30 protein-coding genes are annotated in these 23,337 nt (G+C 64.8%); 17 read left to right on the top strand and 13 right to left on the bottom strand.

From position 1 onward, the window contains the following. Positions 1-3: 3 nt before the first annotated feature. The 12 genes from J2W36_RS24400 to J2W36_RS24345 all read right to left on the bottom strand — a co-directional run bounded on the left by J2W36_RS24400 (position 4) and on the right by J2W36_RS24345 (position 8,041). Positions 4-198, bottom strand: coding sequence for a helix-turn-helix transcriptional regulator (locus J2W36_RS24400; RefSeq protein WP_307692379.1), 195 nt, complete (start codon positions 196-198; stop codon positions 4-6). Then, a complete protein-coding gene (locus J2W36_RS24395) occupies positions 195-425 on the bottom strand; it encodes a hypothetical protein (RefSeq protein WP_307692378.1) in 231 nt (76 codons plus the stop codon). Before J2W36_RS24395 ends, J2W36_RS24400 begins: the two co-directional genes overlap by 4 nt. After that, positions 422-847 (bottom strand): ASCH domain-containing protein, encoded by a 426-nt coding sequence (locus J2W36_RS24390; protein WP_307692377.1) that lies wholly within the window; start codon positions 845-847, stop codon positions 422-424. Before J2W36_RS24390 ends, J2W36_RS24395 begins: the two co-directional genes overlap by 4 nt. Further along, positions 844-1,341 (bottom strand): hypothetical protein, encoded by a 498-nt coding sequence (locus tag J2W36_RS24385; protein WP_307692376.1) that lies wholly within the window; start codon positions 1,339-1,341, stop codon positions 844-846. The genes J2W36_RS24390 and J2W36_RS24385 overlap by 4 nt, the downstream gene beginning before the upstream one ends. Beyond that, entirely contained in the window at positions 1,338-2,696 is a 1,359-nt protein-coding gene (locus J2W36_RS24380) for a kinase/pyrophosphorylase (RefSeq protein ID WP_307692375.1), read from the bottom strand. Before J2W36_RS24380 ends, J2W36_RS24385 begins: the two co-directional genes overlap by 4 nt. Beyond that, positions 2,693-5,329: a ParB/RepB/Spo0J family partition protein gene (locus tag J2W36_RS24375; RefSeq protein ID WP_307692374.1), complete on the bottom strand. Its 2,637-nt coding sequence runs from the start codon at positions 5,327-5,329 to the stop codon at positions 2,693-2,695. The genes J2W36_RS24380 and J2W36_RS24375 overlap by 4 nt, the downstream gene beginning before the upstream one ends. A 65-nt stretch (positions 5,330-5,394) precedes the next feature. Further along, positions 5,395-6,093 carry a deoxynucleotide monophosphate kinase family protein gene (locus tag J2W36_RS24370; protein ID WP_307692373.1) on the bottom strand — a complete coding sequence of 233 codons (699 nt, stop codon included), beginning with the start codon at positions 6,091-6,093 and terminating at the stop codon, positions 5,395-5,397. Next, positions 6,086-6,454 carry a hypothetical protein gene (locus J2W36_RS24365; protein ID WP_307692372.1) on the bottom strand — a complete coding sequence of 123 codons (369 nt, stop codon included), beginning with the start codon at positions 6,452-6,454 and terminating at the stop codon, positions 6,086-6,088. The genes J2W36_RS24370 and J2W36_RS24365 overlap by 8 nt, the downstream gene beginning before the upstream one ends. Continuing rightward, positions 6,451-6,666 (bottom strand): hypothetical protein, encoded by a 216-nt coding sequence (locus tag J2W36_RS24360; protein WP_307692371.1) that lies wholly within the window; start codon positions 6,664-6,666, stop codon positions 6,451-6,453. The genes J2W36_RS24365 and J2W36_RS24360 overlap by 4 nt, the downstream gene beginning before the upstream one ends. Then, positions 6,663-6,962 carry a hypothetical protein gene (locus tag J2W36_RS24355; RefSeq protein WP_307692370.1) on the bottom strand — a complete coding sequence of 100 codons (300 nt, stop codon included), beginning with the start codon at positions 6,960-6,962 and terminating at the stop codon, positions 6,663-6,665. The genes J2W36_RS24360 and J2W36_RS24355 overlap by 4 nt, the downstream gene beginning before the upstream one ends. After that, positions 6,962-7,252, bottom strand: a complete 291-nt coding sequence (locus J2W36_RS24350) for a hypothetical protein (protein WP_307692369.1) — start codon at positions 7,250-7,252, stop codon at positions 6,962-6,964. The genes J2W36_RS24355 and J2W36_RS24350 overlap by 1 nt, the downstream gene beginning before the upstream one ends. A gap of 66 nt (positions 7,253-7,318) precedes the next feature. After that, entirely contained in the window at positions 7,319-8,041 is a 723-nt protein-coding gene (locus tag J2W36_RS24345; protein ID WP_307692368.1) for a S24/S26 family peptidase, read from the bottom strand. A gap of 81 nt (positions 8,042-8,122) precedes the next feature. Between J2W36_RS24345 and J2W36_RS24340 the strand changes: the two genes are divergently transcribed. The 7 genes from J2W36_RS24340 to J2W36_RS24310 all read left to right on the top strand — a co-directional run bounded on the left by J2W36_RS24340 (position 8,123) and on the right by J2W36_RS24310 (position 13,457). Then, complete coding sequence (locus tag J2W36_RS24340) at positions 8,123-8,416, top strand: transcriptional regulator (protein WP_307692367.1); 294 nt, start codon at positions 8,123-8,125, stop codon at positions 8,414-8,416. Next, positions 8,417-8,698 (top strand): hypothetical protein, encoded by a 282-nt coding sequence (locus J2W36_RS24335; protein WP_307692366.1) that lies wholly within the window; start codon positions 8,417-8,419, stop codon positions 8,696-8,698. Positions 8,699-8,841: 143 nt separating this feature from the next. Then, positions 8,842-9,390: a phage regulatory CII family protein gene (locus J2W36_RS24330; protein WP_307692365.1), complete on the top strand. Its 549-nt coding sequence runs from the start codon at positions 8,842-8,844 to the stop codon at positions 9,388-9,390. Beyond that, on the top strand, positions 9,387-9,686 hold the full coding sequence (locus tag J2W36_RS24325) for a hypothetical protein (RefSeq protein WP_307692364.1): 300 nt from the start codon (positions 9,387-9,389) through the stop codon (positions 9,684-9,686). Before J2W36_RS24330 ends, J2W36_RS24325 begins: the two co-directional genes overlap by 4 nt. Before the next feature lie 9 nt (positions 9,687-9,695). Beyond that, complete coding sequence (locus J2W36_RS24320; RefSeq protein WP_307692363.1) at positions 9,696-12,395, top strand: VapE domain-containing protein; 2,700 nt, start codon at positions 9,696-9,698, stop codon at positions 12,393-12,395. A 377-nt stretch (positions 12,396-12,772) separates the two neighbouring features. Beyond that, positions 12,773-13,081, top strand: coding sequence for a hypothetical protein (locus J2W36_RS24315; protein ID WP_307692362.1), 309 nt, complete (start codon positions 12,773-12,775; stop codon positions 13,079-13,081). 4 nt (positions 13,082-13,085) lie between these two features. Next, on the top strand, positions 13,086-13,457 hold the full coding sequence (locus tag J2W36_RS24310; RefSeq protein WP_307692361.1) for a hypothetical protein: 372 nt from the start codon (positions 13,086-13,088) through the stop codon (positions 13,455-13,457). Positions 13,458-13,473: 16 nt separating this feature from the next. Here J2W36_RS24310 and J2W36_RS24305 read toward each other — a convergent pair whose 3' ends face one another. Beyond that, positions 13,474-13,746 carry a hypothetical protein gene (locus J2W36_RS24305; RefSeq protein WP_307692360.1) on the bottom strand — a complete coding sequence of 91 codons (273 nt, stop codon included), beginning with the start codon at positions 13,744-13,746 and terminating at the stop codon, positions 13,474-13,476. Between the two features lie 14 nt (positions 13,747-13,760). On the opposite strand from J2W36_RS24305, the gene J2W36_RS24300 reads away from it, so the two are divergent. The 10 genes from J2W36_RS24300 (at position 13,761) to J2W36_RS24255 (ending at position 23,282) form a co-directional block, all read left to right on the top strand. Beyond that, positions 13,761-14,552 carry a hypothetical protein gene (locus tag J2W36_RS24300; protein WP_307692359.1) on the top strand — a complete coding sequence of 264 codons (792 nt, stop codon included), beginning with the start codon at positions 13,761-13,763 and terminating at the stop codon, positions 14,550-14,552. A 179-nt stretch (positions 14,553-14,731) separates the two neighbouring features. Then, the gene (locus J2W36_RS24295) at positions 14,732-15,337 is read left to right on the top strand and encodes a hypothetical protein (RefSeq protein WP_307692358.1); all 606 of its coding nucleotides are present in this window, start codon (positions 14,732-14,734) and stop codon (positions 15,335-15,337) included. Further along, the gene (locus J2W36_RS24290; RefSeq protein WP_307692357.1) at positions 15,334-17,352 is read left to right on the top strand and encodes a phage terminase large subunit family protein; all 2,019 of its coding nucleotides are present in this window, start codon (positions 15,334-15,336) and stop codon (positions 17,350-17,352) included. Before J2W36_RS24295 ends, J2W36_RS24290 begins: the two co-directional genes overlap by 4 nt. A gap of 9 nt (positions 17,353-17,361) precedes the next feature. Next, a complete protein-coding gene (locus J2W36_RS24285; RefSeq protein ID WP_307692356.1) occupies positions 17,362-17,580 on the top strand; it encodes a phage head-tail joining protein in 219 nt (72 codons plus the stop codon). A 5-nt stretch (positions 17,581-17,585) separates the two neighbouring features. Continuing rightward, on the top strand, positions 17,586-19,085 hold the full coding sequence (locus J2W36_RS24280) for a phage portal protein (RefSeq protein WP_307692355.1): 1,500 nt from the start codon (positions 17,586-17,588) through the stop codon (positions 19,083-19,085). 72 nt (positions 19,086-19,157) lie between these two features. Further along, positions 19,158-21,272, top strand: coding sequence for a prohead protease/major capsid protein fusion protein (locus J2W36_RS24275; RefSeq protein WP_307692354.1), 2,115 nt, complete (start codon positions 19,158-19,160; stop codon positions 21,270-21,272). 71 nt (positions 21,273-21,343) lie between these two features. Then, on the top strand, positions 21,344-21,676 hold the full coding sequence (locus tag J2W36_RS24270) for a DUF2190 family protein (RefSeq protein ID WP_307692353.1): 333 nt from the start codon (positions 21,344-21,346) through the stop codon (positions 21,674-21,676). A 5-nt stretch (positions 21,677-21,681) separates the two neighbouring features. Further along, positions 21,682-22,005, top strand: coding sequence for a hypothetical protein (locus J2W36_RS24265; RefSeq protein WP_307692352.1), 324 nt, complete (start codon positions 21,682-21,684; stop codon positions 22,003-22,005). Further along, positions 22,002-22,475, top strand: coding sequence for a hypothetical protein (locus J2W36_RS24260; RefSeq protein WP_307692351.1), 474 nt, complete (start codon positions 22,002-22,004; stop codon positions 22,473-22,475). Before J2W36_RS24265 ends, J2W36_RS24260 begins: the two co-directional genes overlap by 4 nt. 42 nt (positions 22,476-22,517) lie before the next feature. Beyond that, positions 22,518-23,282, top strand: coding sequence for a hypothetical protein (locus J2W36_RS24255; protein WP_307692350.1), 765 nt, complete (start codon positions 22,518-22,520; stop codon positions 23,280-23,282). Positions 23,283-23,337: the final 55 nt, after the last annotated feature.

The following is a 23,337-nucleotide window of genomic DNA, read 5'->3' as shown; positions in this document are numbered from 1 at the left end:
ACATCATTCGCCGACGGACTGGTTTGCCCTATTCTCCACGAGTGAGCGGATATAAGCGTCAATCTCTGTGTCGAGCCAATAATTTCCATTTCCTTGTTTGATAGGGGCTGGAAACTTACCGCACTTGATGAACGCATAGATTGTGGATTTTCCCAATCGCACTCTGTTTGAAACATCGGGAAGTCGAAGGAGTTTCATAGCAGCGATCCTTGCACGCCCTCGACGCGCGCCACCAGGTCAATGGTCGCCTTCATCACGCGCAGGTAGTCGTGCGACGGGTTCTTGTCGACCTCCTGGCCAGGGCGGTAGTAGCGCCAGATCTCGTTCTTCTGGGCTTGCGGCACCATGCGCCAGTGAGGTCCGCACATGAGGTGCTTCGGCGGGCAAGCCTTGTTGCAGCCGGTGGCGTGGCAGGTGTGTGTCATCGTGGTGCCTCCAGGTCGACCGCGCCCAGCACGTCGTCGGGGATGTCGAACAAGCCCTGCGCGCCGCGCCAGGGCAGGGGTGTGACCAGGCGGCGCACATCGGTCAGCACCCAGCAGAACGGCCCGTAGCAATGCGCGCGATCGCGCAGCTGTGGAAACTGTTCGTCGAGCATGCCGCAATGGATCTGGCTGACGTGCACGCATCCGGCCAGCGTGCACAACGCCACGACAGCGCCGAACACCAACGGACCGCCAGACTCGATGGCCTCGGTCTCGTCGTCGTCGACCAGGTACAGCCGGCTCTTGCCGGCGTGGATGGCCAGCGGGCCGCGGTATCGGGTCGACCAGGTGCGGTTCTCGGCGTGCTTCACGCCGATCATGATCAGCCGCGGGTACGGCTGGCAAATCGTGACCGCCTTCATGCCGCCATCCTTGGCGCCGCCGGCGCGATGTCTATCACTCGGCCGCCCGTCGATCGCACCTCGTCGACGGCGCTGGCCAACGCCCGACGGAATTCGCCATAGCTCAGCTTCTGCAGCTGGAACGCATGCAGCTCGACCAGGGTGGTCAGCGTGTCGAGCTCCTGGTAGTACAGCGCTGTGGGATGCCATTCGCTCGAGCTCATCGCACGTGCCTTGATGCCCTGCAGCGCGAGCTCGGCGACGTGTAGATGTTCGGACAGGCCTCGCACCACGCCCTGGTGTTCAATGGCCTTGGCCACGTTTACGGCCGATGCCGCAAAACTCCAGTCGGTCTCGGTAGCAACGCCTTCACGCAGGGCGCGCATCGCGGCGCGCAGCGGGTTGATGATCTCGTCGATCTCGGCCGGCGTCAGCAGGGTTGCCCTGTCGATGGCCAGGTCGACCACGTTGATGTAAACGCGCCGTTCGCGGCGGCGGGGGCGGCCGTGGCTCATGCCGCACCTCCCTTACTCGAATCCGCAGCCTGCTGTGGAGCGGTGTCGACGAGCGCTCCGCAAACATCAAGCGCCATCATGGCCATGTTCGCCACGTCCGCTGAGTGCTCGGCAATCCCAGCCGCATCGTCGTTCTTGATCGCCACCGACAGCTTGGAGACGTGATAGTAGATTTCGAGCAGCGCACGGTCGCGTGACATCAACAACCAGCCGGGCCGGTCGCCCTTGCTGGAGTTGGCATGCAGCTCGGCGCGCATCAGCTCCACAAATGGAATGAGCACGTCGTCGTATTTCGCGGGCTCTGCCGCAGACGCCTGCTGGGCGCGCAGCCGGTAAAGCACGATGCGCGCCTCGTTGATCGCTTTCTCCCGGGCCTCGCCGGTGGTGCGCTGCGCCGCGAAAAGCAGATCGTGCAGTTTTTGCAGCGGATGCACCGGTGCGGTCAGACGCGCATGCAGGGCGGCGGCTAGCGGCGCAAGTTCGGCGTCCGTCACCACCTCGGCCTCAACCTCTTCGCGGGTCGGCTGGGCCTGGCTCGCGGTGTCCCGATCACGGATGGCGTGCCTGATCAGCGCGTCGACGGCCATCGGGCTGCCGAACTCGATGTAGCCCTGCGCGTTGGTCCGACCGCCGACGTGCGCGATGCGCTCGCCGAGCGTCATGCCATGCGTTGGAGACTCCGCTGCGGATTCGCTCACTGAGTTGACAGGCGAGGTCTGAATCACGCCACTTGTTTCGAGAAAGCGCATCACTGTTTCGACGACATCCTCCACTGGGCTCGTGATCCCGTACCTTCCGAAGAGCTCTGCGAAGAGTTTGTCCCGGTCATCTTGGCTCAGATCCACCGCCATAGGCCGGGTGCTCCCGAAGCGTGGTCGCGTGTTGGTCGACATGAGGCCCCGAATGCCTTCGGCGATCTCCTGCAGCTCGGCGCTGTATTCGCTGCGAGCAACGGCGCCAGGGCCCGTGCCGTACTCGAAAGCCCCGGTTTCTGGGTCTGTCATGCCGTGCTCGGCATCGAAGACTTCCCGGCGTGCATCGACCCACCGTGCCGCGTCCTCAATGCCGACAGCCACTGCGGGATGATCGCGAGGCCAAACCCTTTCGTCCGGCGCGACTGACACCACCACGGCAGGCTGCATGGTCCGCCCGATGATCGAAAGCCCGACCAGGCCGCCGCCGGCGATGTTGGCCCGGTCGACCTCGTCAGGCTCCCAGAACGACATGACTGCGGGCACATCGCCCGGGCACATCATGTCCGTGATGCCCAGCGGCTCTACAGGGGTGCCACTCTGATCCCAGCCTGCAGGCGCCTGCAACACGCGGGTGTTCGATGGGTGCGAGACGGGCTTCATGCCAGCACCTCCAGCTCGTCGGCTGTGAACTGCTGGGTCTTCTTGAGCCGGCCAGACACATCCTCGAAGTAGACCGACACCAGCTGGCTTTCCGGGTTCGACGCGTCTTCCCTGCCGTACGACTCCTTCACGACGCCCTGGAGCAGGATGTAGCCCATCTGAGGGAGGCGCTTGACTGTCTCTTTCACACGCACACGCATGTCGGCCGTGAAGCGATTGGCCGCGCCGTCAGCTGCGATCGAGGGCGCTTGCGACTTGAGAGCCGGCTTCGCATCGTCGACCTGTGGCGATGCCGCCTTGGCGTCGGCAGGAGACAGCGTTGGATCGGACTTCAGCAGCAAGCTGCCTTCAAAGTGGGCTTGACCTGGTCGGTTGCCTTTGAATGCGACGATGACTTTCTCGCCAGAGATACCCCGCACCCATCCGTGACGGCCACAGTACTTCTGGTGTGAAGCTGGGAGAGCGTTGGCGTCCTTTGTGACCCAGACAGGCTGCTCGCTCACCCATGGCCCGTTCGTTGGAATCAAAGCCGCGTCATCCTGTATTTCGGTGGCCTTTGCCTTGGGGAATGGCCACGCCGTCGCGGGACTCAACCCTTGCGTCGCTGCTGGAGCCAAATTGGTTTCAACCGGCGCCCCCTCCGCCGTGGCTGCAGCGTCACCGGCGGCGCCAGCCGCTTCCTCCCCGCCTGCGCCGACAGGCGCCTGGTCAATGACCTCGGCCACCGACGCAGCGCCGGCGTCGGGCGTGGCGCTCGCCGCGGCGTCAGCCACCACCTCTTCAAGCTTTGCGCCGTTAGGCGCCTGGTCAAGTGCTTGGAACGCGGCCGCGACCTGTGCTGTGACCTCTTCGGCCGAAGTCTTTCGCGCGCGTATCTTCTGCGCCGCAGGCGGGGCGACGTTTTTTTTCTGAACCACCGGCTTGGGCTTCATGGCCTCGGTGGGAGCGGCTGCTTTGGCGCGAGCGCCGGGCTTCTTCACGACCGGCTTGAGCTCGTCGCGCACTTCGGCCTTGATAGCTTTCAGGTCGACGAAGAAATCAGTGGCCACGGCGTCGATGCGCAGCGTTTCGGTGGCCTTGCCGGTGCCGTACGAAACGAGATAGCGCGTGTCATGCTGCATCAGCAGCAGCTGCGCGACGCGCGATGCCTGGCGCGGTTCGCATTCCTGAATGTGCGTCAGGATCGCCGTCTGTTCTCCGATCTTCCCAAGGCCGAGCAGCTCGCACGTGTGGGTGCGTTCATCCGCCGTCAGGCCGCCGATCAGCTCTTTGCAGATCAGACGGATCACGCCATCGCTCAAGGCCTCATCGCTCGCGTCGTCGGCCATCGCGTTGTAGGTCTTCGTGATCGCGCGCTTGCGCCAAGTGCGCTCAAATTTCTCTTCGGCCTTGCGCTTGGCCTCGCCGGCGCTGATGCTGCGTTGTGCCTTGGCCTGGGTCGGCGTGATGAGCCCGCGCTCTTTCAGGATCTCGTTCACCTTCTCCGTCGGTAGCACTTCGATGAGCTCGCCACGGTTGTACGGGTTCTGAAACAGGATGGGCTGCGGCGCATCCTTGCCCAGCACATTCTTGAGCTTCTTATTGCTCTCCAGGCGGTCATCGGGCAGGTCGAGGCGCGTGTAGCCGTCGATCTTCGTGTAGATGCTGTCGTAGGCCCACAGCTTCTTCGCCTCCCGCTCCGTGATGATCTGCTGGCCCGCGGCCTGCGCCGTGGCTACGCGCGCTTCGTCGTGCACCGCCTGCTTGTTGTTGAAGCACTTCGGGTCGATGCACACATCGGCGCTGTCGACGTCGGCGAACAGATCGGGATTCGCGCCGGTGCGCTTCGGGCATTCCTTGCAGCTGCCGGCCTCGGGCACCAGGGTGGCGTCCGTGATCTTGAAGCGGGCCTTGTCCAGCCGCAGCATGACGTTCTGGTGCACCCAGAGCACGAAGTTGCGGTAGCTGCACGTTGACCCCTGGTAGTCCTTCTCCACGGCCTTGTCGAGCGCCTTCTGCTGCAGCGCCGAATCGGGGATGCGTGCGATCTGCAGGGCGCGGCTGGAGTCAATGGCACCGGTGCGCAGCGCCTCGCGCGGGGCCGACGTCAGGTCGAGCAACTTCATGCGGGCGTACACGTAGCTGCGGCTCTTGCCGATCTTCGCGCCGATGTCTTCCTTCGCCACGCCGGTCTCGGTGCACAGACGCTGGTAGCCCTCTGCTTCCTCCAGCTCGGTCAGGTCATCGCGCTGCAGGTTCTCGACGATCTGGATCTCCAGTACCTCGCTGTCGGTCAGCGTGCGGATCATGGCCGGAATGCGTGCCTTGCCCGCGCGGATGCTGGCCCGGTACCGGCGCTCGCCGGACACGATCTCGTGCGTGGGCAACGGGTCGCTCTTGCGCCGATCGGCGAACGTCTCGGCCACGCGGCTACCAGGCAGCGGGCGCACCAGCACGGGCTGGTGCACGCCGCTGGCCTTGATGCTCTCGGTGAGCTCGGCGAGCTTCGTCTCGTTGAAGGTAGTGCGCGGGTTCGTGCGGCTCGGCACGACCAGGGCCAGCTCGAGCATGTCGAACTGTTCGCCGTCGATGCGCACCAGGTCGTCAGGGATGGGCGTCCCGTCGGGTGAGGTCGAGGTGTCTGTGAGGGACATGGGGGCTCCTGGTGCTGGCGACGCGGCCGCGTCATCGGTGGGTGGGGTGGGGGTGGCGATCGCGTTCATGCGGGCACCGTCACGGTCATGCCGGGAATGCCGGTTTCACGGGCGAGGAACTCGCTCAGCACCAGCTGCTGCAGGTGAGCGATGGTGTGGCTGTTGTTCAGCACCAGGTCAGGGCCGAACTCCGATCCGTCTGTCGCGCTGCTGTGCACACCCTCGGGCGTGTTGCTGGTGTCGATGCCGGGACGGTTGATCTGCCACAGCACACCGCTGAGCATGCGCACAGACTGAACCTCGTTCATGTACCGGCAGTCGGTCACGACGAAGCGCGATTCGCCATCCTTGGTGTGGTCGAAGATGCGCTGCAGCAGCTTGTGCGACCAGTAGTTCGGCGTTCGAGCGCGGCGGTATTCCGTACCCCACCACTGCATGATCTCGCGCGGCGTACGGGGCTTCTCGATCCACGCAAGGTAGTCCGCCGCAGATATCCCGCAGCTGTGAACGCCGAGCGCGTGCGTGATGGCGGACAGGAACTCCATCGGTGCGCGAGACATCGCCAGCATGGGCGTGGGCTCGTGCTTCGTCTCTGGCGCGCTCAGGGTCGCAATGTCGATCTCGAACGCGTTGGCGATCTCGCCGCGCAGGGCGTCGGCGAAAGCCAGCTTACGGAAGTGGCAGTGAACGACCAGCAGGTCGGCGACGGTGTCTTTGCCTGAGCCGGAAAAACCGGACAGGCCGATGACTTGTTTTTTACGCATGGTGTGGAGGGATGGGGATGAGGGTGAGCGACTGCGCGTGCGGGAAGACCGTGCGCATGTCCTGGAGCGGCGTGGTGACCGTGATGCGTGCGCCGCGGCGCAGCGTGGCGGCCTTGGCCACGGCCAGGGCGCGGGTGGTCTCGGTGTAGACCAGCTCCGCGTGGATGGAGCGGTGCAAACCAGAGAGGGGCCGCACCTCGACGCACAGCACCGGCACGCTGTGCTCGCCGACCAGGCGCGCGCGCACCTCGGCATCGGCGATGAGGGTGCCCACGACCTCGATGACGTCGGGCGGCGCGCTGGGCGTGCCGGCGAACATATCGGGCTCGTTGGGCAGTGCAGACGTCTGCACGGCGTTCATGGGATGGCCGCTCCGACGTTGCGCACCGCATATGTCAAGGCCAGCACGGCAATCACGACGACAGCGATGCCGACGGTCCAGCACACCTCGCCCAGCACCTGCAGGAAGTCGTCGAAGGCATTGAATGCCCAGTCCTCGGTGTTGCGCAGCTTGTTGGCCATGCGCTCGTGCTCCTCCTGGAGCTGCGCGATGTCCTGTTCGTCGACCATCACGGCGCCACCTCGGGGGAAGCGGCTGCGTGCGCTGCCTCTCGATAGTCCTGAGCATCAGCAGCAACGACTTCGGCGCCGTCGTCGATGGTCGGAGCGTAGCTCCAGAGCACGACGAACACCAGCACTGCGAGCCACACCACGATGCAATCGGTGACCGGCTTGAGCCGGGCCCGCCACCATTCGCGGCGCTCACGGCGACGTCGGCGCTGGTTGACCTTGACCACCTCTTGCGCAATCTTGTAGCGGACGTCGGAGAGGTGCTCGATCTCGGCGCGGGTCAGGGGAGGGCGGCGCATCACAACCCCCGCGCCATGGCAATCGCATCGGGGCCGATGCGGATGGCCTCAAGGCTCGGCGCGCCGGCCTCGGCCGCTTCAATCAGGCCCTCGACGGCCAGCAGCAGGTCAGGCGCCGCGTCGCGTGCGAAGCGTGCCCGCTGGCATTCGACGAACCACGCGCACGGCGTGACCTTGGCATCGCGGATGCCTGGATCGTCGCCGCAGAGCGCTGTGCAGGTGCACGTCGGCGCGGGCTGCGCGTCGGATGGTGATGGAGCCGCCTGGGCGGATCGGGAAGGATGTGGCATTTCGGCCTCCGTCGTTTGAACGGAGGCCAATGTAGCAAACGCTACCGATCAAGGCAATAGCAAATGCTATTTTGGTGCGACATCAAGGATTCGAGACCTTGGAACGACGTGAGGAACGTAGTACATCCAACTCACTGCGTAGGTCGGAAACTCCTCGACTGCGCCGCCCTCAATCCGGGCAAGCCGCAGCCCGCCGCGTCTCGATGCTAGCCGTCGGAGCGCCATATCACCGTTCACAAAACGCACAAGCACGTCGTCCTCGAGCTCTGGAAGGGTGCCTGGCTCCACAAGGACGTACTCACCCCTGTTGAACCTGGGGCTCATCGTTGATTCACCAACTTCAACAAGAAAGGCGCGTGGATCGGACGAAGCAATGAGTGCGAACTGTCCTGTGCTTTCGCGTAGACGATCTTCATCCTCGAGCCAGAAATCCTCTTCAATGAAGCCGCCCGTGGCATTCTTCAGCACAAAAATTTTGCGAAGTCGGACCACCGGAGTTGGGCGTATTCCAAAGGAATCCACGAGGTCCGCCATGATGGGGTCGCTGTCGAGTGAAGTGGCCGAATTCTGAGATTCGTTATCCCCGAGCCCACTGAACCAACCTTTGAAGCCTGGGAGCGCGTGAACAGCCGCAAGGGTTTTTTCTGTGATGGGTCGCTCACCTCGGATCATCTGTCCGACAAACGCCCCATCCTTGTAGCCAAGCTTCCGCCCGAGCGTTGCTTTGCCGCCTAGCTTGTCGGCAAGTTGCTCCAATCGAGCACGCCTGAAGCTTGCGAAATTCTGCATATCCATCTCTCTGACAGTACTCGCAAATAAAGTAGCAACCGCTACTTGGATGTAGGTAGCATTTGCTATAGCATGCTGCCCATGAAGTTGATCGACTACCTCCGGCAACCCGGGACCCTTTCGGTCTCCGAACTCAGAATTGCGATCGGCGCAAAGAGCGACACGCAGATCCGGCAGTGGCAGCACGGCTATGCGAAACGCATACCAAGCCCGCAATATTGCATCGCGATTGAGCGAGCGACCGGCGGTTCGGTCACGAGGCGCGACCTTCGACCGGCCGACTGGCAGGATATTTGGCCGGAGTTTGAAGGCAACTTCAACCCTCCGGTCATCGACGGGGCAAGAGGGCCCTGGCCCGTCCACGAGGGCGCGTGAATGGCCTCCGTGCGCCCATTTGCGCGATTCGTCCGCCGCATCTTCGGCCTGGACTTCCGCGATCCGGTGGTCGGTCAACGTTGGCTGAGCACGCACAGCTGCAGGACGATTGAGATCGTTGGCGTCCGAATCACCGACGGAGGTTTGACGTGGGTGCACTTCGTCTCGCTTTCAAACGGAACGCGGTCGCCGATGCCGGATACCTACAGCACCAATCTCGACGAATGGCGCCATCGCCTCCGAATGGAGCGCCGCGTGCTTGTCCGCGACCCCAACGCCTGACACCCGAGCCATGCCGCTGAGCCCTTTTTTCCTCGTCGCCACCGAAACCGGTTCGCCTGTGCTTTGCCATTTTTCCTCCTCCAAATCGCCACGCGCGGGCAGGTGCGTGGTGTTGGGCGGGCCGGGGCGATGAGGTCTTTTCTTTGTATTCACGGCGCGAGTTTGGCTGCGTCTCAACGCCGTGCCTATGGCGGCTTTTCATCGAGGGAGATATGAATATTCTGGATGCATCACGGCGCCAAGCGCGCTCGTACCCGGGCGGCATCGATGCGGTCGCGCCGCGCCTGGACAAGTCGGCGTCGACTATGGAAAAGGAGCTCCGCGGTGCTCCGGGCTTCAAGTGGGGCGCCTTCGACGCGGCAGAGCTTTCGCGCATGTGCGGCGAGCTGCATACGGTCGACGCGCTGGCCTACCCGACGGCAGTAGCGGCGAGTTCGCAATGCCTGCTTTTGCCTCTGCCTTCGCTGCCGGCCATGCCGCTCAACGAGGCCATGCTGACTGTCGCTCAGACGTCGATGGAGGCGCACAACCTAGTGGCTGAGGCCTGCGCGGATTTGGCCGATGGTGGCATCAGCGACAACGAGATGGCCCGCATCGATCGCAAGCTGGGCGAGCTGGTCGCTTCGGCACAGGCCATGCGCCGGGCATGCGCTGCATTGAATAAGGCAGGCAAGCCACGAGGTGCGAAATGAGGCCGGCAGGGGAAGTGCGCCAGGCGCTGTACCGGGCGTCGTCGGAACTGGCCACCGCCGACAGTGCACCGACGTTGCGTGAGCTGGCCGCAGCATCGCAGGTGGGTCTGCTCGCTGCTCGGCGCACGGTGAGCGACATGTGCCGCGTTGGCGTGCTGCACATCGCGCGCACCCGCAAGGTGCCGTATCGAAATCGGCCGGTCGCGGAATACTGCCCGCGCAAGCCGGCGCAGCAGGTCGAGTCTCGTTGCGCGCTCCAGGCCATCGTCACCACATGGGCATCGCCCTCGGTCTGACGGTCCCTGATGTCACGCGCACCGCTACCACCCATCAATTTCACCGCACTCGCCGAAGCGCTGCTGGCCCGGGCCGATGAGCTCGTGCCGCTGTGGCTGCCCGGCGGCGTGCGGCAGATCAACGAGTACGTCTGCGGCTCACTGTCGGGCGGGGAGGGCAAGAGCTTCTCCGTCAACCTGAAGAACGGCCGCTGGAGCGACTTCGCGACTGGCGAGGCCGGCGGCGATCTGATCAGCCTGTACGCGGCGGTGTTCGGGCTCGAGCCAGGAAAGGCGGTTGTGGCCGTCGCTCGCGAGACCGGGCTCGAGGATGTCGCCGGCTTGATCAAGGTCGCCGACGGAACTGCACCACCGCCACCGCCAAGACCTCCACCCGCGTCAGCGAAGCCCGCTCGCGAGGACGAAGGCTGGACCACCGTCATGCCCGTGCCAACGAACGCGCCGCTGGCCACGTTCAGGCACTTCGCACGTGCACCGGAGGATCTCGTCTACACAGCCACGTACCGCGTGGGCGACCACTTGCTCGGCTACACGGTGCGCTTCCTTAAGAGCGACGGCAGTAAGGACGTGCTGCCCTACACGTGGTGCATCAGCGCGCGCGATGGCGCCGCCAAGTGGCACTGGAAGCAATGGGACGAGCCACGGCCGCTGTACTACCCGGGCGCCGCGCATCCTGCCGGGCGAACGGTCATCTGCGTAGAGGGCGAGAAGAAAGCCGACTCGCTTCAGCAGCTGCTCGATGCGACTGCGCCCGGCATCTTCTGCGTGGTCAGCTGGCCAGGCGGTGGCAAGGCCTGGTCGAAAGCCACCTGGGAGTGGATCGCGGGGCACACGGTGTTGCTCTGGCCAGACTGTGATGCCAAGCGCGAGAAGCTGACGAAGGTCGAGCGCGATGCGCTGCTGGGCGACAGCGAGGCGATCAAGCTGGCCGAGGCCATCAAGCCTTTGCTGCCAGAGCACAAGCAGCCGGGCTTTGCGACCATGCTTGCGCTCGGTGCTGCCCTGCGCGACGCGCATGGCTGCACGGTGCAGATCCTGCCGATACCGAAGCCGCTCGAGGTGCCCGACGGCTGGGATTGCGGTGACGCGATCCACACCGACAGCTGGCCTTTCACGCGCGTCATGAATCTCTTCGCGCGTGCGCAGGCGTTGCCTCTCAGCGATGCAGATAAAGCCGCGCAGGCGGCCGCGTCGACGAAGAAAGGCAAGGGTGCGTCCGCAGGCGGCGGAGGCGCTGGCAACGGTGGCGATGGCCCGCCGCGCGATCCCCCCGCTAGCGCTGGGGACGGTGAGGACGCGTTCCAGGAACACATCGATTTCATGTGCGCGCAGAACGATTGCAAGCCGTACCAGATTGGCGTGACGCGCAAGCTGATCGTTGCCGCGCTACGCAAGGCGCCTGACCTTCAGCAATGCGTGGGCTTCGACGAGTTGAGGGGGGCGCCCTGTACGCGCGTGGCCTGGCCGTGGCGAGCCAGTCCGGGGCCACTGGGCGATACCGATGACCTGCGCCTGGGCGACTATCTTGAGCAGACCTACAAGCTGAAGTCGGCCTCTCGTGCCGCACTCACTGAAGGAATCGACACCGTGGCTGACGAGGTTCGCTTTCACCCTGTGCGCGACTGGCTCAACGATCTCCAACATGACGGCAAGCCGCGGCTCGACAAGTGGCTGATCCACGTGTTGGGCATGGACCCGGAAAAGCTCAAACCGCGCCGGCGCAGGTATCTCGAACTGGTCGGCCGCTTCCTGTTGATGGGCTTGGTCGCCCGGGTTTTCGAGCCTGGTTGCAAATTCGACTATTCGCCGGTCTTCGAGGGGCCGGGCGGCATCGGCAAGAGCACGTTCGTGAAGGTGCTGGTCGGCAAGCAGTTCTTCAGTGACACGCACTTCGACATCGGCAACGGCAAAGAGGGCATGGAGCAGCTGGAGGGCCTGTGGGCCTATGAGCTTTCGGAGATGACTGCGTTCCGGCGCGCCGACAGCGAGCAGGTGAAGGCGTTCTTCTCGTCGACCATCGACCGCTTCCGGGGCGCCTACGGTAAGTTCGTCCAGCCGCACCCACGTCAGTGCGTGATCTTCTGCACGACGAACAAGCGGCGCTACCTGTACGACCTCACCGGCAACCGCCGGTTCTGGCCAATCTGGATCAACTCGCCGATCCTGCTGGCCTGGCTGGAGAAATTCCGCGATCAGCTGTTCGCGGAGGCCGTCGCTGCGTACAAGGCCAAAGAGCGCTACTACCCGACGCGCGAGGAAGAAGACGAGTTCTTCGTGCCCGAACAAATGAAGCGGCTGGCCGACACATCAGTGCAGAGCCGCCTTTACGAGCTGCTCACGCGCGAGGGCGCGGCCGGCGCGGAAGCGAGGCTTACGGTCGAGTATTCGCAGCACACCACGTTCCTCACGCTCCATGGCCTGGTGGCCGCACTTGGCGCCGATGCGGCGAAGTCCACCACGCTGCTGGAGAACCAGGTGCGCAGCTGGCTGGAGTTCATGGGTTGGACCGTCGGGCGCGAGGGCGGTGGCCAGCGTCGACGCGGGTACAAGGCGCCGCCCGTGTGGCCGCCGGCACCCGGCGACGACGATGAGGATGAAGACGACGAACGGACCACCCAGCAGCCACGGCCGCCTGGTGATGGACCGAAGCACGACCAACCGCCTGCGGAGGTGGAGTCGTATGGAGGGGGCGACGATGAGCCATTCTGATCAACGATCGGTGCACGCAGCGCCGGAAAAGATCGTGGCTCAACAAACGCGCCGTGACGCACTGGCTGTTGGAGGCGCGATTCGCGACTGCCTGTGCGTCACGGTAGCGGGGATGTCGCCTCGTGATGCCATGACATAGCCCGTCTGGACAGGCATTGCAGACGCCTGGACGGCCAATCCGTCCAGGCGTCCACCCTTTGCCATGGAGCGCACCACTGCCGGCAGGACGCCGTCTCGGCAGTCGAAGCCGCTGCATTGTCCGGTCGATTCGCGAGCCCTTCTATGTGGGGGCGCGCATATGCAGGCACGCGCGCGCCGACGCGCTCGCGAGTTTGTGTGTGTGATCTTGTGTGAGGTCTATAGAAAGAGGTGGACGGATGGACGCGGAAAAGCAAAAGGCCGAAGAGGGCCGGCAAATCAAGCTGATCCGGGACAGCTTGCCCGGTGTGCATCAGGCGATCCGGGAGCGTGCAGCGGTCGAAGGCAACGACGTGTACGCAACGGTGCGGCGGGGCCTGCGCGGTGAGCCCGACTGCTTCTATGCCTTCGAGGGCGGCCGCATCGTCGGCACGCCCTTCGCCACGACGGTGACGGCCGACCTGGCGGCGCAGATCGTCCAGTTCGGCGCGACGTTCCTCTTCATGTTGGCGCCCACGGCGCGCAAGGATGCCCATGGCCCGGATTGAGTACATGCAGCTGCGTCTGAACAATTGGGCGCTGTGGAAGGCGCGTGAGGCCGGCGGTGGGCTGGGCTTCGCCAGCCAGTCGGCTTTCCTCGGTCAATTCGACGGTGACCGTTACCGTGAGGCCAGAATTCCGGTGGACGAGGTGGATGCGTCGCTGACGAACGAAGCGGTCGAGGCGTTGAAGCCCGGGCGCGAGCACCTGTACACGACGCTGCAATGCATCTACCCGCTGGCAATGACCGCTCGGGAAGCGGCCAGGCATTGCGGTGTTGCCGAGTCCACGATCAAGGCCCGACTCGACCAGGCGGACCTTGCCCTGACCCTGTGGCTGCGTGACCGTCGCGAGGCTCGTGAGAAAAGGAGTTTTCCGACATAGACCTTGTCGCTACATTTCAGGCAGTTGGTAAAAATTCCTTCACAGCATGGGCCTTCAAGGTTTCTCCCAAAAATTGACGCTCGCGCGGGCTATCGCCAGCGCAAAAGCATCCACCGGTGAGCCGCTCAGCCAAGCTGCGAAGGATCGACAAAAGGGGCTTCGAGTTGCTCGCGATGCCAAGCGGATGGCCGAGAACCTGGCGCAGCGCGCACTGGTCGAAAGCAAGCGTCGATAGGACACACACGGTCCTTGTCACCCGCCCCGGGAGATCGGAGGCGGTTTTTTGCATTCTGAGGTGTGGCGATGATGAAGTTCGGAGTCACGAGCAACCTTGCGGGCGTGGTCGATGGGTGGGCCAGCGTTGCGCAGGACCAGGTGCCGTATGCCACGGCGGTTGCGTTGACGCGCACTGCTCAGGAAGCCAAGCGTGCAGTCGAGGCCGCGCTGCCGTCGGTCATCGACCGGCCCACGCCGTACACGATGCGCGGCTTTCGCCTATGGCCCGCCACCAAGACCAAGTTGGTCGCGGAGGTGGACTTTCGGGACTCGTTCGGCAAAGGCAGCCACGCTCGTGACTACCTGGCGCCGCAGGTGTTCGGCGGCACGAGAAAGCTCAAGGCATTCGAGCGGTCGCTGCAACGCGTCGGCCTGTTGCCCGCTGGCATGGCCGCAGTTCCAGGCGCGGCCGCAAAGATCGACGCCTATGGAAACATGGCGCAAGGTCAGGTCGTCCAGCTGCTGTCGTATCTCCGTGCGTTCGGCGAGCAAGGCTATCGGTCGAACATCACGCAGAAGCGCAAGGACGCACTGAGTGCTGGCGTGAAGGGCAAGCGAGGCATGTCTTACTTCGTCGGTCGGCCAGGCGGTGGGAAGAAGCCGCTCGGCATCTGGCTGCGCGAGGAGTTCGGGCAGCTCGGGTCGTCGGTGAAGCCGGTCGTGCTGTTCGTCAAGACGCCGACCTACCGCAAGCGCCTTGACGTGCCTGGCATATCGGCGCGGGTCATCAAGGAACGGTTCACACCCAACATGCACATGGCGATGCGGCAGGCCATGAGCACGGCGCGCCGGCCGGTCGGCCCTTCCAAGATCGTTTGACCTGGCACGTGCGATCCCCTGGGGAGGCATCAGAAATGCACCTCGTTGGTGCGTCGGCGGGTCCTCCCCGGGGGGGTCCCCGTGCGGGTAATTCGGGCCGCATTCAATCCGTCATTGCAGAGTTTGCAGGTTGGTTCGCAGGTTCGCAGGGTTCGCATTCACAAGGTTTGCAGAGGAAAATGGAACTGTTCGATGGTCAGCCGACGGGTGTGTCGATCAGGGAGTGCGCGCGCCAGCTCGGCGTGAGCGACACCGCCATCCGCAAGGCGATCAAGGCGCAGCGATGCAGCACGTTGGCCGATGGCTCCGTGGACATCGAGTCCGTGCGCGCCGGTATGAACATGTCGGCCAATCCTCTGAGGGGCGGTCAGCGCCAGGCCGGAGTGCCAGGCGGACCGCAGACGCAGGCGACTGTGAGCGGTGCCGACGCTCGTGCTGACGCCGCGCCACCTGCCGGCCCGAAGATCGGTTCGGAAAACCAGACCGCGTTGATGGCTGCTCGCTTGAGCACCGAGCAGAGCCGGGCCGAGCGTGAGGCCATCGAGCTGGCGCAGCTCAAGGGCACCGTCGTTGAACTGGCGCCGATCTCGCGCGCCGTGGTCGACGCGATGGTGGCCGCACGCGGCGAGATCATGTCGCTACCCGATCGGCTGACGCCCATCGTCACTCCCGAGACCGACACCGGCAAGGTGTACGCGGCCATCGAGACGGAGGTGCAGCGGATCTGCGCCGCGCTCCAGTTGAAGCTCGCCAATCTGGCCGCTCTGCCGGCGTCCGGCGCGTGAACCTCCAGGACGGTTACGCGGCGCTGCTTCGCGCCGCAGCCGCCGCCTGGGCGCTGCCGGAGAAACTGCTGGTTTCGGAGTGGGCCGACAAGTACCGGATCGTGCCGTCGAAGAGCTCGCCCGAGGGTGGCCAGTGGCGAACCAGCCGCACGCCGTACGCGCGGGAACCGATGGACGAGCTCAGCTCGAAGTCGAGGACGCAAGAGGTCGTGATCATGGCGGCGTCGCAGGTCCTGAAGACCGAGGTGCTGCTCAACTTCGTATTCGAGTCGATCGACCAGGACCCCTGCGCGATGCTGGTCGTGCAGCCGACCGAGAAGGCGGTGAGCGATTTCGTCAGCCAGCGCCTGGACCCTGCGATCGAGGCGATGGATCGAATCCGCGCGCTGATCCCTTCCTCTCGCAAGCGAGACAGCGGCAACAAGCGGACGGAGAAGAATTTCCCGGGCGGCGTGCTGTACATGGGCTGGAGCAACAGTCCCAGCGAGCTGGCCTCGAAGCCGATCAAGAAACTCGCGCTCGATGAGGTCGACCGCTACCCGCTGAGCCTGCGCGACGAAGGCAGCCCGGTGAAGCTGGCCGAGCAGCGGACGGCCAACTATCCGCGCCGGAAGATCCTCAAGACCAGCACGCCGAAGATCAAGGGTGCGTCGGTGATCGAGGAGGAGTACGAGGCCAGCAGCCAGGGCGAGTACTTCGTGCCGTGCCCGCACTGCGGTCACATGCAGACGCTGGTGTTCGGGCAATTGCGTTGGAAGGAAACCATCGACGACGACGGCGTGGTGCACCAGTGGCCGCACACCGCCACGTACCAGTGCATCGGCTGCAGGGAGCCGATCGAAGAGCGGTTCAAGCCGCAGATGCTGGAGGCCGGCGAATGGCGCCATCGGTACCCCGATCGGGCGAAGCGCGGCTATCACATCAGCGGCTACTACAGCCCGATCGGCCTGGGCTTCACCTGGGGCGAACGCATCCAGAAGTTCCTGGACGCGGGCGGCGACCCGGCGAAACTTCAGACCTTCGTCAATCTGCACGACGGCCTTCCGTACGAGGACCACAGCAGCGAGGTCGAGGTCACTCACATGAAGGCCCGCGCCGAAGGCTTCAAGTTGCGGACCGTGCTGCCCGGGTACCTGATCCTGACGTTGGGCGTGGACGTGCAGAAGGGTTACTTCGCGCTTCACCTGGTTGCCTGGGCACGGGGCGAGCGCTGCCACACGGTGGACTACGTCGAGATTCCGGCCGACCCATCCCGCTCCGCGGAGTGGGAGGTGATCACGGACTACCGCCGCAAGCCGATCAGGAACATGTTCGGCATCGACCTGCGGATCTCGATGACCACCATCGATTCGGGCAACGGGCAGGATGGCCACACGAACGAGGCCTACAAGTACGGCCGCAAGTATCGGCATGACGACGTCATAGTGATCAAGGGGCACAACCAGGCGAACCGACCCGTATTGAACCGCCCGCGGAAGCAAGACATCAAGAACGAACGCGGCGACGTGGACCGCAACGGTGTCGATCTCTGGATGGTCGGCACTGACACCGCGAAGAGTGCCCTGTACGCGCGCATCGATGGCGACACCAGGCATGAGGTGCCCGAGGAGTACATGGTCCGATTCTCCAAGGACATGCCGGACACGTTCTTCGCGGGCATGGCCAGCGAGTACTACGACGCTGACACGGGCAAGTGGCTGAAGCGCCACAAGCGCAACGAGCCCTTGGACACCTGGGTGTATGCGTACGCGGCGGCGCAACACCCGCGCGTGGCCATCCACAGCGCGAGTGCGGCGGACTGGGATGAACTGGAGCGATTGCTGCAACCGCGGATACACGACATGTTCACTTCGGCATCGGTGACCGAGGAGGTGCTGAGCGAGGGTGAGGCGGAGCCGGTGCAGACGTCTGCACAGGAACTGGCGACGGTGGAAGAGGGCGAGTCTGCGGGCGCATCGCAGGACCGACACGAACACGACAACTGGGTGCCTGACGTGCCCGATAACTGGTATTGAAGGATCAACATGGCAGGTTTCACCATTGCCCAGCTCGAGGCCATCGAGACGGCGATTGCAGGCGGCACGTTGAAGGTGCGCTACGCCGACAAGGAAGTGACGTTCCATTCGTTGAACGAACTGCGTGAATTGCGCGCAGAAATGCGCGAGGAACTGCGCGCCAATGGCATGCTCGACGGTGCCCCCAATCGCGGCGTGCCGACCGTGACCAGCTACTGCCGGGACTGACAGTCATGGATTCCGACCTGATGCCTAGCCGCCCCATCGTTGGCAGCAGCCTGTTCGAGCGAACGATCGAGGCGGTGGCGCCGGCGTGGGCCTTGCGCCGCAGCTACGCGCGCATGGGCCTCGAGCATGCGCGGGGGTACGACGCTGCGAAGATGGGTCGGCGCACGGCAGGCTGGCAGGCCAACGGCGGCACGGCGAACGCGCAGCTCTCGCAAGGGCTCGCGCGCATCCGTAATCGATCGCGCGACATCATCGAGAACAACGAATATGCCAAGCGCGCCGTGGCGGTGTTCGCGAGCAATGTCGTGGGCTACGGCATCACGATCACGCCAGATGACGAGATCGAGCGTGCCGCCTGGAAGGCCTGGTCGGAAAGTCAGCAATGCGACGCCTCGGGCGATGACTGCTTGGGCGGGCTTCTGCGACTGGGGGCGCGCGAGCGGTTCAGCGCCGGCGAGATCCTGTTTCGTCGTCGCTGGCGCCGTCTGACCGATGGCCTGGCCGTGCCCATGCAAATCCAGCTCCTCGAGCCCGACTATCTGGATGAGAACCGCACCGGCCCCGTCGGCAACGGCGGCAACATCTGCATCCTGGGCAAGGAATACGACGCGCTCGGCGAGTGCGTTGCCTACTGGCTGTTTCCCGAGCACCCTGGCGAGATCGCGCAATCACGCCTGCGCAGCTTCGAGAGCCAGCGCGTGCCCGCGAAAGACGTTATCCACTACTTCGCCAAGGACCGCCCGAGTGCCGTGCGCGGCGTCTCGGAGCTGGCCGTCAGCCTGATGCGGTATCGAGACACGGCCGACTGGAACGATGCCGAGCAGGTCCGCAAAAAGATGGAGGCCTGTGTCATGGCCATCATCAGCAGCAGCGGGCCGGACAAGCAGCTGGGCCTGGCTGGCGAAAAGGGCGTCGAGAAAATGCGCCCCGGCATGATCGCGCGCATCGGCACCAGCGACGCCGTGACGTTCAACAATCCGATGCCGTCGTCCGGTGGCGGTGAGTTCATGCGTCACCAGCTGCACGCGCTCGCCGTCGGGGCCGGCATCACGTACGCGCAGCTGACGGGCGACATGAGCCAGGCCAACTTCAGCAGCAACCGCATGGGCCTGATCGAGTTCCGCCAAATGGTCGAGCAGGAGCAATGGCTCAACCTGGTGCCGAAGGTCCTGCAGCCGATTCGCACCTGGTGGCGCGAGGCCGCTTTGCTGGGTGGCGTGAAGCTGGGCGAGGTGACCAAGGACAAGTACGCGATGCCGCGCAAGTACCAGGTCGATCCGCTCAAGGACACGATGACCTACAAGGAAGCGATCCGGGCCGGCGCCCGCACGCTCAGCGACGTGCTGCGCGAGGACGGCACCGATCTGGAAACCTTCATCGCCGAGCGCAAGCATGAGCTCGCGGCGCTCAAGGAAGCCGGCATCGTGACCGACACCGATGCCGCCGTCAGCGAGCTCGGCCTGTCCGGCGCCGATGTGCTGAGCCACCCTGCCGACAACACCTGATCTTTCCCCCATCCACCACCCGGCCCGCCGTGCATCGCACCGCGGGCCTTCTTTTTTCCACAAGGAGTATTCATGCCAGTTGCGAACCGAACCGCTGAACTGCCGCTCGGCAGCGTCAGCATGGAGATCCGCGGATTCCGCCGCGCAGAGGAAGGCGAGGGCGGTGCAGCCACCGACACGCCCGCGGCCACGTTCGAGCTGGTCTTCACGACCGGTGCGGCCGTGCGCCGCTACGACTGGGTCAACGGGCGCTACTACCTCGAGCAGCTGCAGGTGACGCCCGAGGCCATCGACCTGTCGCGGCTGGAGCGTGGCGCGCCGCTGCTCAACAGCCATTGGGCGTACACGCTCGAAGATCAGATCGGTGTGGTCGACCAGCCGGAGATCGCCGGCGGCGTCGGCACCGTGCAGTCGCAGCTCAGCCGCCGCGACAGCGTGCGCGGCATCGTGCAGGACCTGGCCGATCGCGTCATCCGCAACGTGTCGGTCGGCTACCAGCGGCAAGCCGTCGAGATGGTGGCGCCCAGCGAGGAAGCCGGCATGTGGGTCTACAACGTGACCCGCTGGACCCCGCTGGAGGTCTCGCTCGTTGCCATCCCCGCCGACATCGACTCGCAGGTGCGCAGCGCCGACGGACGTCTGCCTGACGGCCGCCAGATCCGCACCTACCCGTGCCTCATGAACGAGGCCGAACCCGCAACCCAACAGCGCGCAGCTGCAGTGCTTGCAGCAGCGCCCCCAACTCCCGCGGTGGGAGATCAAGCCGTAGTCCGTTCTAACCCTCCAGGAGCAACCATGCCCGCAACCACTGGCGGCAACGCCGTCCCCGATTCCCCTGAAGTCATCGCAGCTCGCGCTGCAGGTGCACAGGCCGAGCGCACCCGCCAAACCGAGATCCGCGCCGCAGCCAATGCGGCACGCTCCACGCTCGGCGCCGACGCTGATGCGCTGGCTGTCCGGCTGATCGACGCCGGCACCGACGTCGACGGCGCCCGGCGCGAAGTGCTCGAGGCGCTCGCCACGCGCAGCGCGGCCACCGCCACCCGCGGCGCTGCCGACCTCAGAACCACCGCCGACGAGGTGGAGACCGCCCGCGCGCACATGGAAGATGCCATCGTCCTGCGCGTGCGCCCTGGTGCCACCACGTTCGGCGAGCGCACGATCGACGTGGCCGGTGCGCGCCGCTTCCGTGGCATGTCGCTGATCGACCTGGCGCGCCGCAGCGTGACCCTGGCCGGCGGCAACCCGGACGGCCTCACCCGGCGCGAGGTCGCGCTGGCATCGCTCAACCTGGACAGCGACGCGCGTCGCTCGGCCGGCATGCTGAGCACCAGCGACTTCCCGAACGTGCTGGCGAACACCGTCAGCCGCTCGCTGCGTGCTGCGTACCAGCTCGCGCCGCGCACGTTCGCGCCCTGGACCCGTCGCAGCACGGCGCCTGACTTCCGCGAGAAGGCCGTGGTGCAGCTGTCCGAGTTGACCAAGATGCAGAAGGTCAACGAGGGCGGCGAATACAAGATGCTCAAGTTCGGCGAGAGCGCCGAGAAATACAGCCTGTCGAAGTACGGCGGCATCATCGCGATCACCTGGGAAGCGCTGGTCAACGACGACATGGGCGCCTTCGATCGCCTCCCGCTGATGATTGCCGAGGAAGCCTCCGGCCTCGAAGGCGACATCGTGTACGGCATCCTGAGCGCCAACGCCAACATGGGCGACGGCAAGGCGCTGTTCGTGGCCGATCACGGCAACCTGGCAGGAAGCAACGGCGCGATCAACGTCACCACGCTGGGTGCTGCCCGCGCCGCGATGCGCAAGCAGAAGGGCGCACAAGGCCGCGCGCTCAACCTGACGCCCGATTTCCTGATCGTTGGCCCCGACAAGGAACAGGAAGCGAACCAGTACACCAGCGTGAACTACGTCGCGACCAAGGGCGTGGACATCAACCCGGCCTACAACACCGCGCTGACGGTGATCGTCGACAACCGGATCGAGGGCAACACCTGGTACCTGTCATCGACGCCTTCGCGCGTGGACACCATCGAGTACGCCTACCTCGAAGGCGAGGAAGGCCTGTTCACCGAGCGCAAGGAAGGCTTCGAGGTCGACGGCGTGCTGATCAAGGCCCGCCACGTGTTCGCCGCCAAGGCGATCGACTTCCGCGGCCTCTACAAGAACCCGGGCGCCTAAGCCGCGTCGAGCACCTCATGCAGCGCGCCGGCCGCGCTGCTTCATCCCTTTCAATTTCATCGGAGATTTTCATGAAGAACTATGTTCAAGCGGGCAACACGCTCACGCTGATCGCCCTTGCAGCGGTTGCATCCGGCGGCGGCCACCTGGTCGGCACCATCTTCGGCGTTGCCGTCAAGGACGTGGCGCAGGGCGCAGAAGGTGAGTTCAAGCGCGATGGCGTGTTTGAACTGCCGAAGGTCAGTGCGCAGGCCTGGACGCAGGGCGCCAAGGTCTATTGGGACGACACGGCGAAGCTGGTGACCACCGTGGCCACGAACAATGTCGTCATCGGTGCGGCAGCGCTCGCGGCCGCGAATCCGAGCGCCATCGGCACGGTCCTGCTCGACGCCGCCATTCGCTGAGCGCCATGGACTTCTTCGATCCGTCGATTCTGTTTCCGGCCTTCAAGGCTGCTGGCATGCTCGCGCGTGCCACGCGGCTGCAGAGCATTCCGGTGGTGGACATCGACGTCGGTTTCGTGCAACCGGACGGCCTCATCCTCGGCGACGCCGTCCAGACCACGGACATCGAGATCGAATACGTCACGTCGAGCGTCGTTCCGCCGCTGCGCGTGGGTGAGGCGCTGCGCATCAAGGGCCAGGCTTACCGGGTGCGCATGCCTCCGCAAAGGAAGGCGGACGGCTACTTCACCCGGACCACGCTCGAAACCACCAGCGAGGTGGGCCTGTGACGGAGACCCTGGTCGACCAGGCGGTCGATGCATTCATCCTGACGCTGCAAGGCATCGGCGCGGGCGTCACGCAAGTGTCCGAGGACCGCTCGGTGGCCTTCGTGAAGGATGACGCCCCGGCTATCGACGTGCGCCTGGTCGATGCCGAGTCGCGCACGTTGGGCGACAACGGGCCGCTGCGCAGCGTGGTCGCCGTCGAGCTGCAGATGCAGCTGGCCATCTACACCCGCAGCGCGATCGACGCACAGGGCCACGAGGTATCGGCGCGCAAGTTGGCGTCGCCCATCTGGTCATTGGCACACGCGCGGCTGATGGCCGACCCGACGCTGGGCGGCCTTGCGCAGCGCATTCGTTGGGTTCGGTCGAACTGGTCGAAGGACAGCGCCGACGGCACTGCCGGCTGGGCGGTGCACACCTATTCGCTGACCCTGGCCGCGCGTGAGTTCAACCTGCTCGCGCCGGTCTATTGATTCCACCTTTCATCTGCGCGCCTGGCGCGTCTGGAGCACACCATGATTCTTTTCGGAGCGGGCAAGCTGATTGCCGTCCCCACATTCGACGCGCTCGGCGCGCCGATCGCCAACGCCGCACCCATCGTGGTCGGCATCCTGCAGGATGTGTCTGTCGATATTTCCTTCGAGGGCAAGCAGCTGTACGGCGAGCGCCAGTTCCCGGTCGCCATCGGCCGCGGAAAGGGCAAGATCAGCTGGAAAGCGAAGTCCGGCGACTTCAGCGGCGGCCTGCTGGGCGCGCTGGTGCTGGGTGCCACCGCAGCGAAGCTGCGCAAGGCCGCTGTCATCGATGCCGCTGAGGTTGTCCCTGCAACGGGGCCATACACGGTGAGCATCGATCCCCCATCCACTGGCGTGTTCGTCTCCGACCTGGGCGTCATGAACGGGCTCACCGGCGCCCCGATGAAGCGCGTCGGTGCGTCGCCGGCCATCGGCGAGTACAGCGTGGTCCCAGCGACAGGCATCTACACGTTCGCCAGCCAGGACGCTGCGATCCCGGTGCTGGTCAGCTACGAGTACTCCATCGTCGATGACGCCACCAGCTCGCTCTACACGCTGAGCAACAACCTGATGGGCTACACGCCGGCGTTTGCGGCGCTGTTCTACAACCATTACCAGGGCAAGACGAACGTCATGAAGCTCAACAACAACGTCGTGGGCAAGCTGTCGCTGCCCTTCAAGAATGACGACTTCACGATGTCGGACATCGATGCGGACGCATCGGCGGACGCGTCGAACCAGGTCGGCTACATCTGCCAGTACTGAGCCTCACCCCTTCGGACTGACACCCGCAACCCGCCCGCAGCGCCACCAGGCCCTG

Source organism: Variovorax ginsengisoli (genome assembly GCF_030811835.1).
In the GTDB taxonomy this organism is placed as follows: Bacteria; Pseudomonadota; Gammaproteobacteria; order Burkholderiales; family Burkholderiaceae_C; genus Variovorax; species Variovorax ginsengisoli_C.
This window is presented reverse-complemented; position numbering and strand designations above follow the sequence as displayed.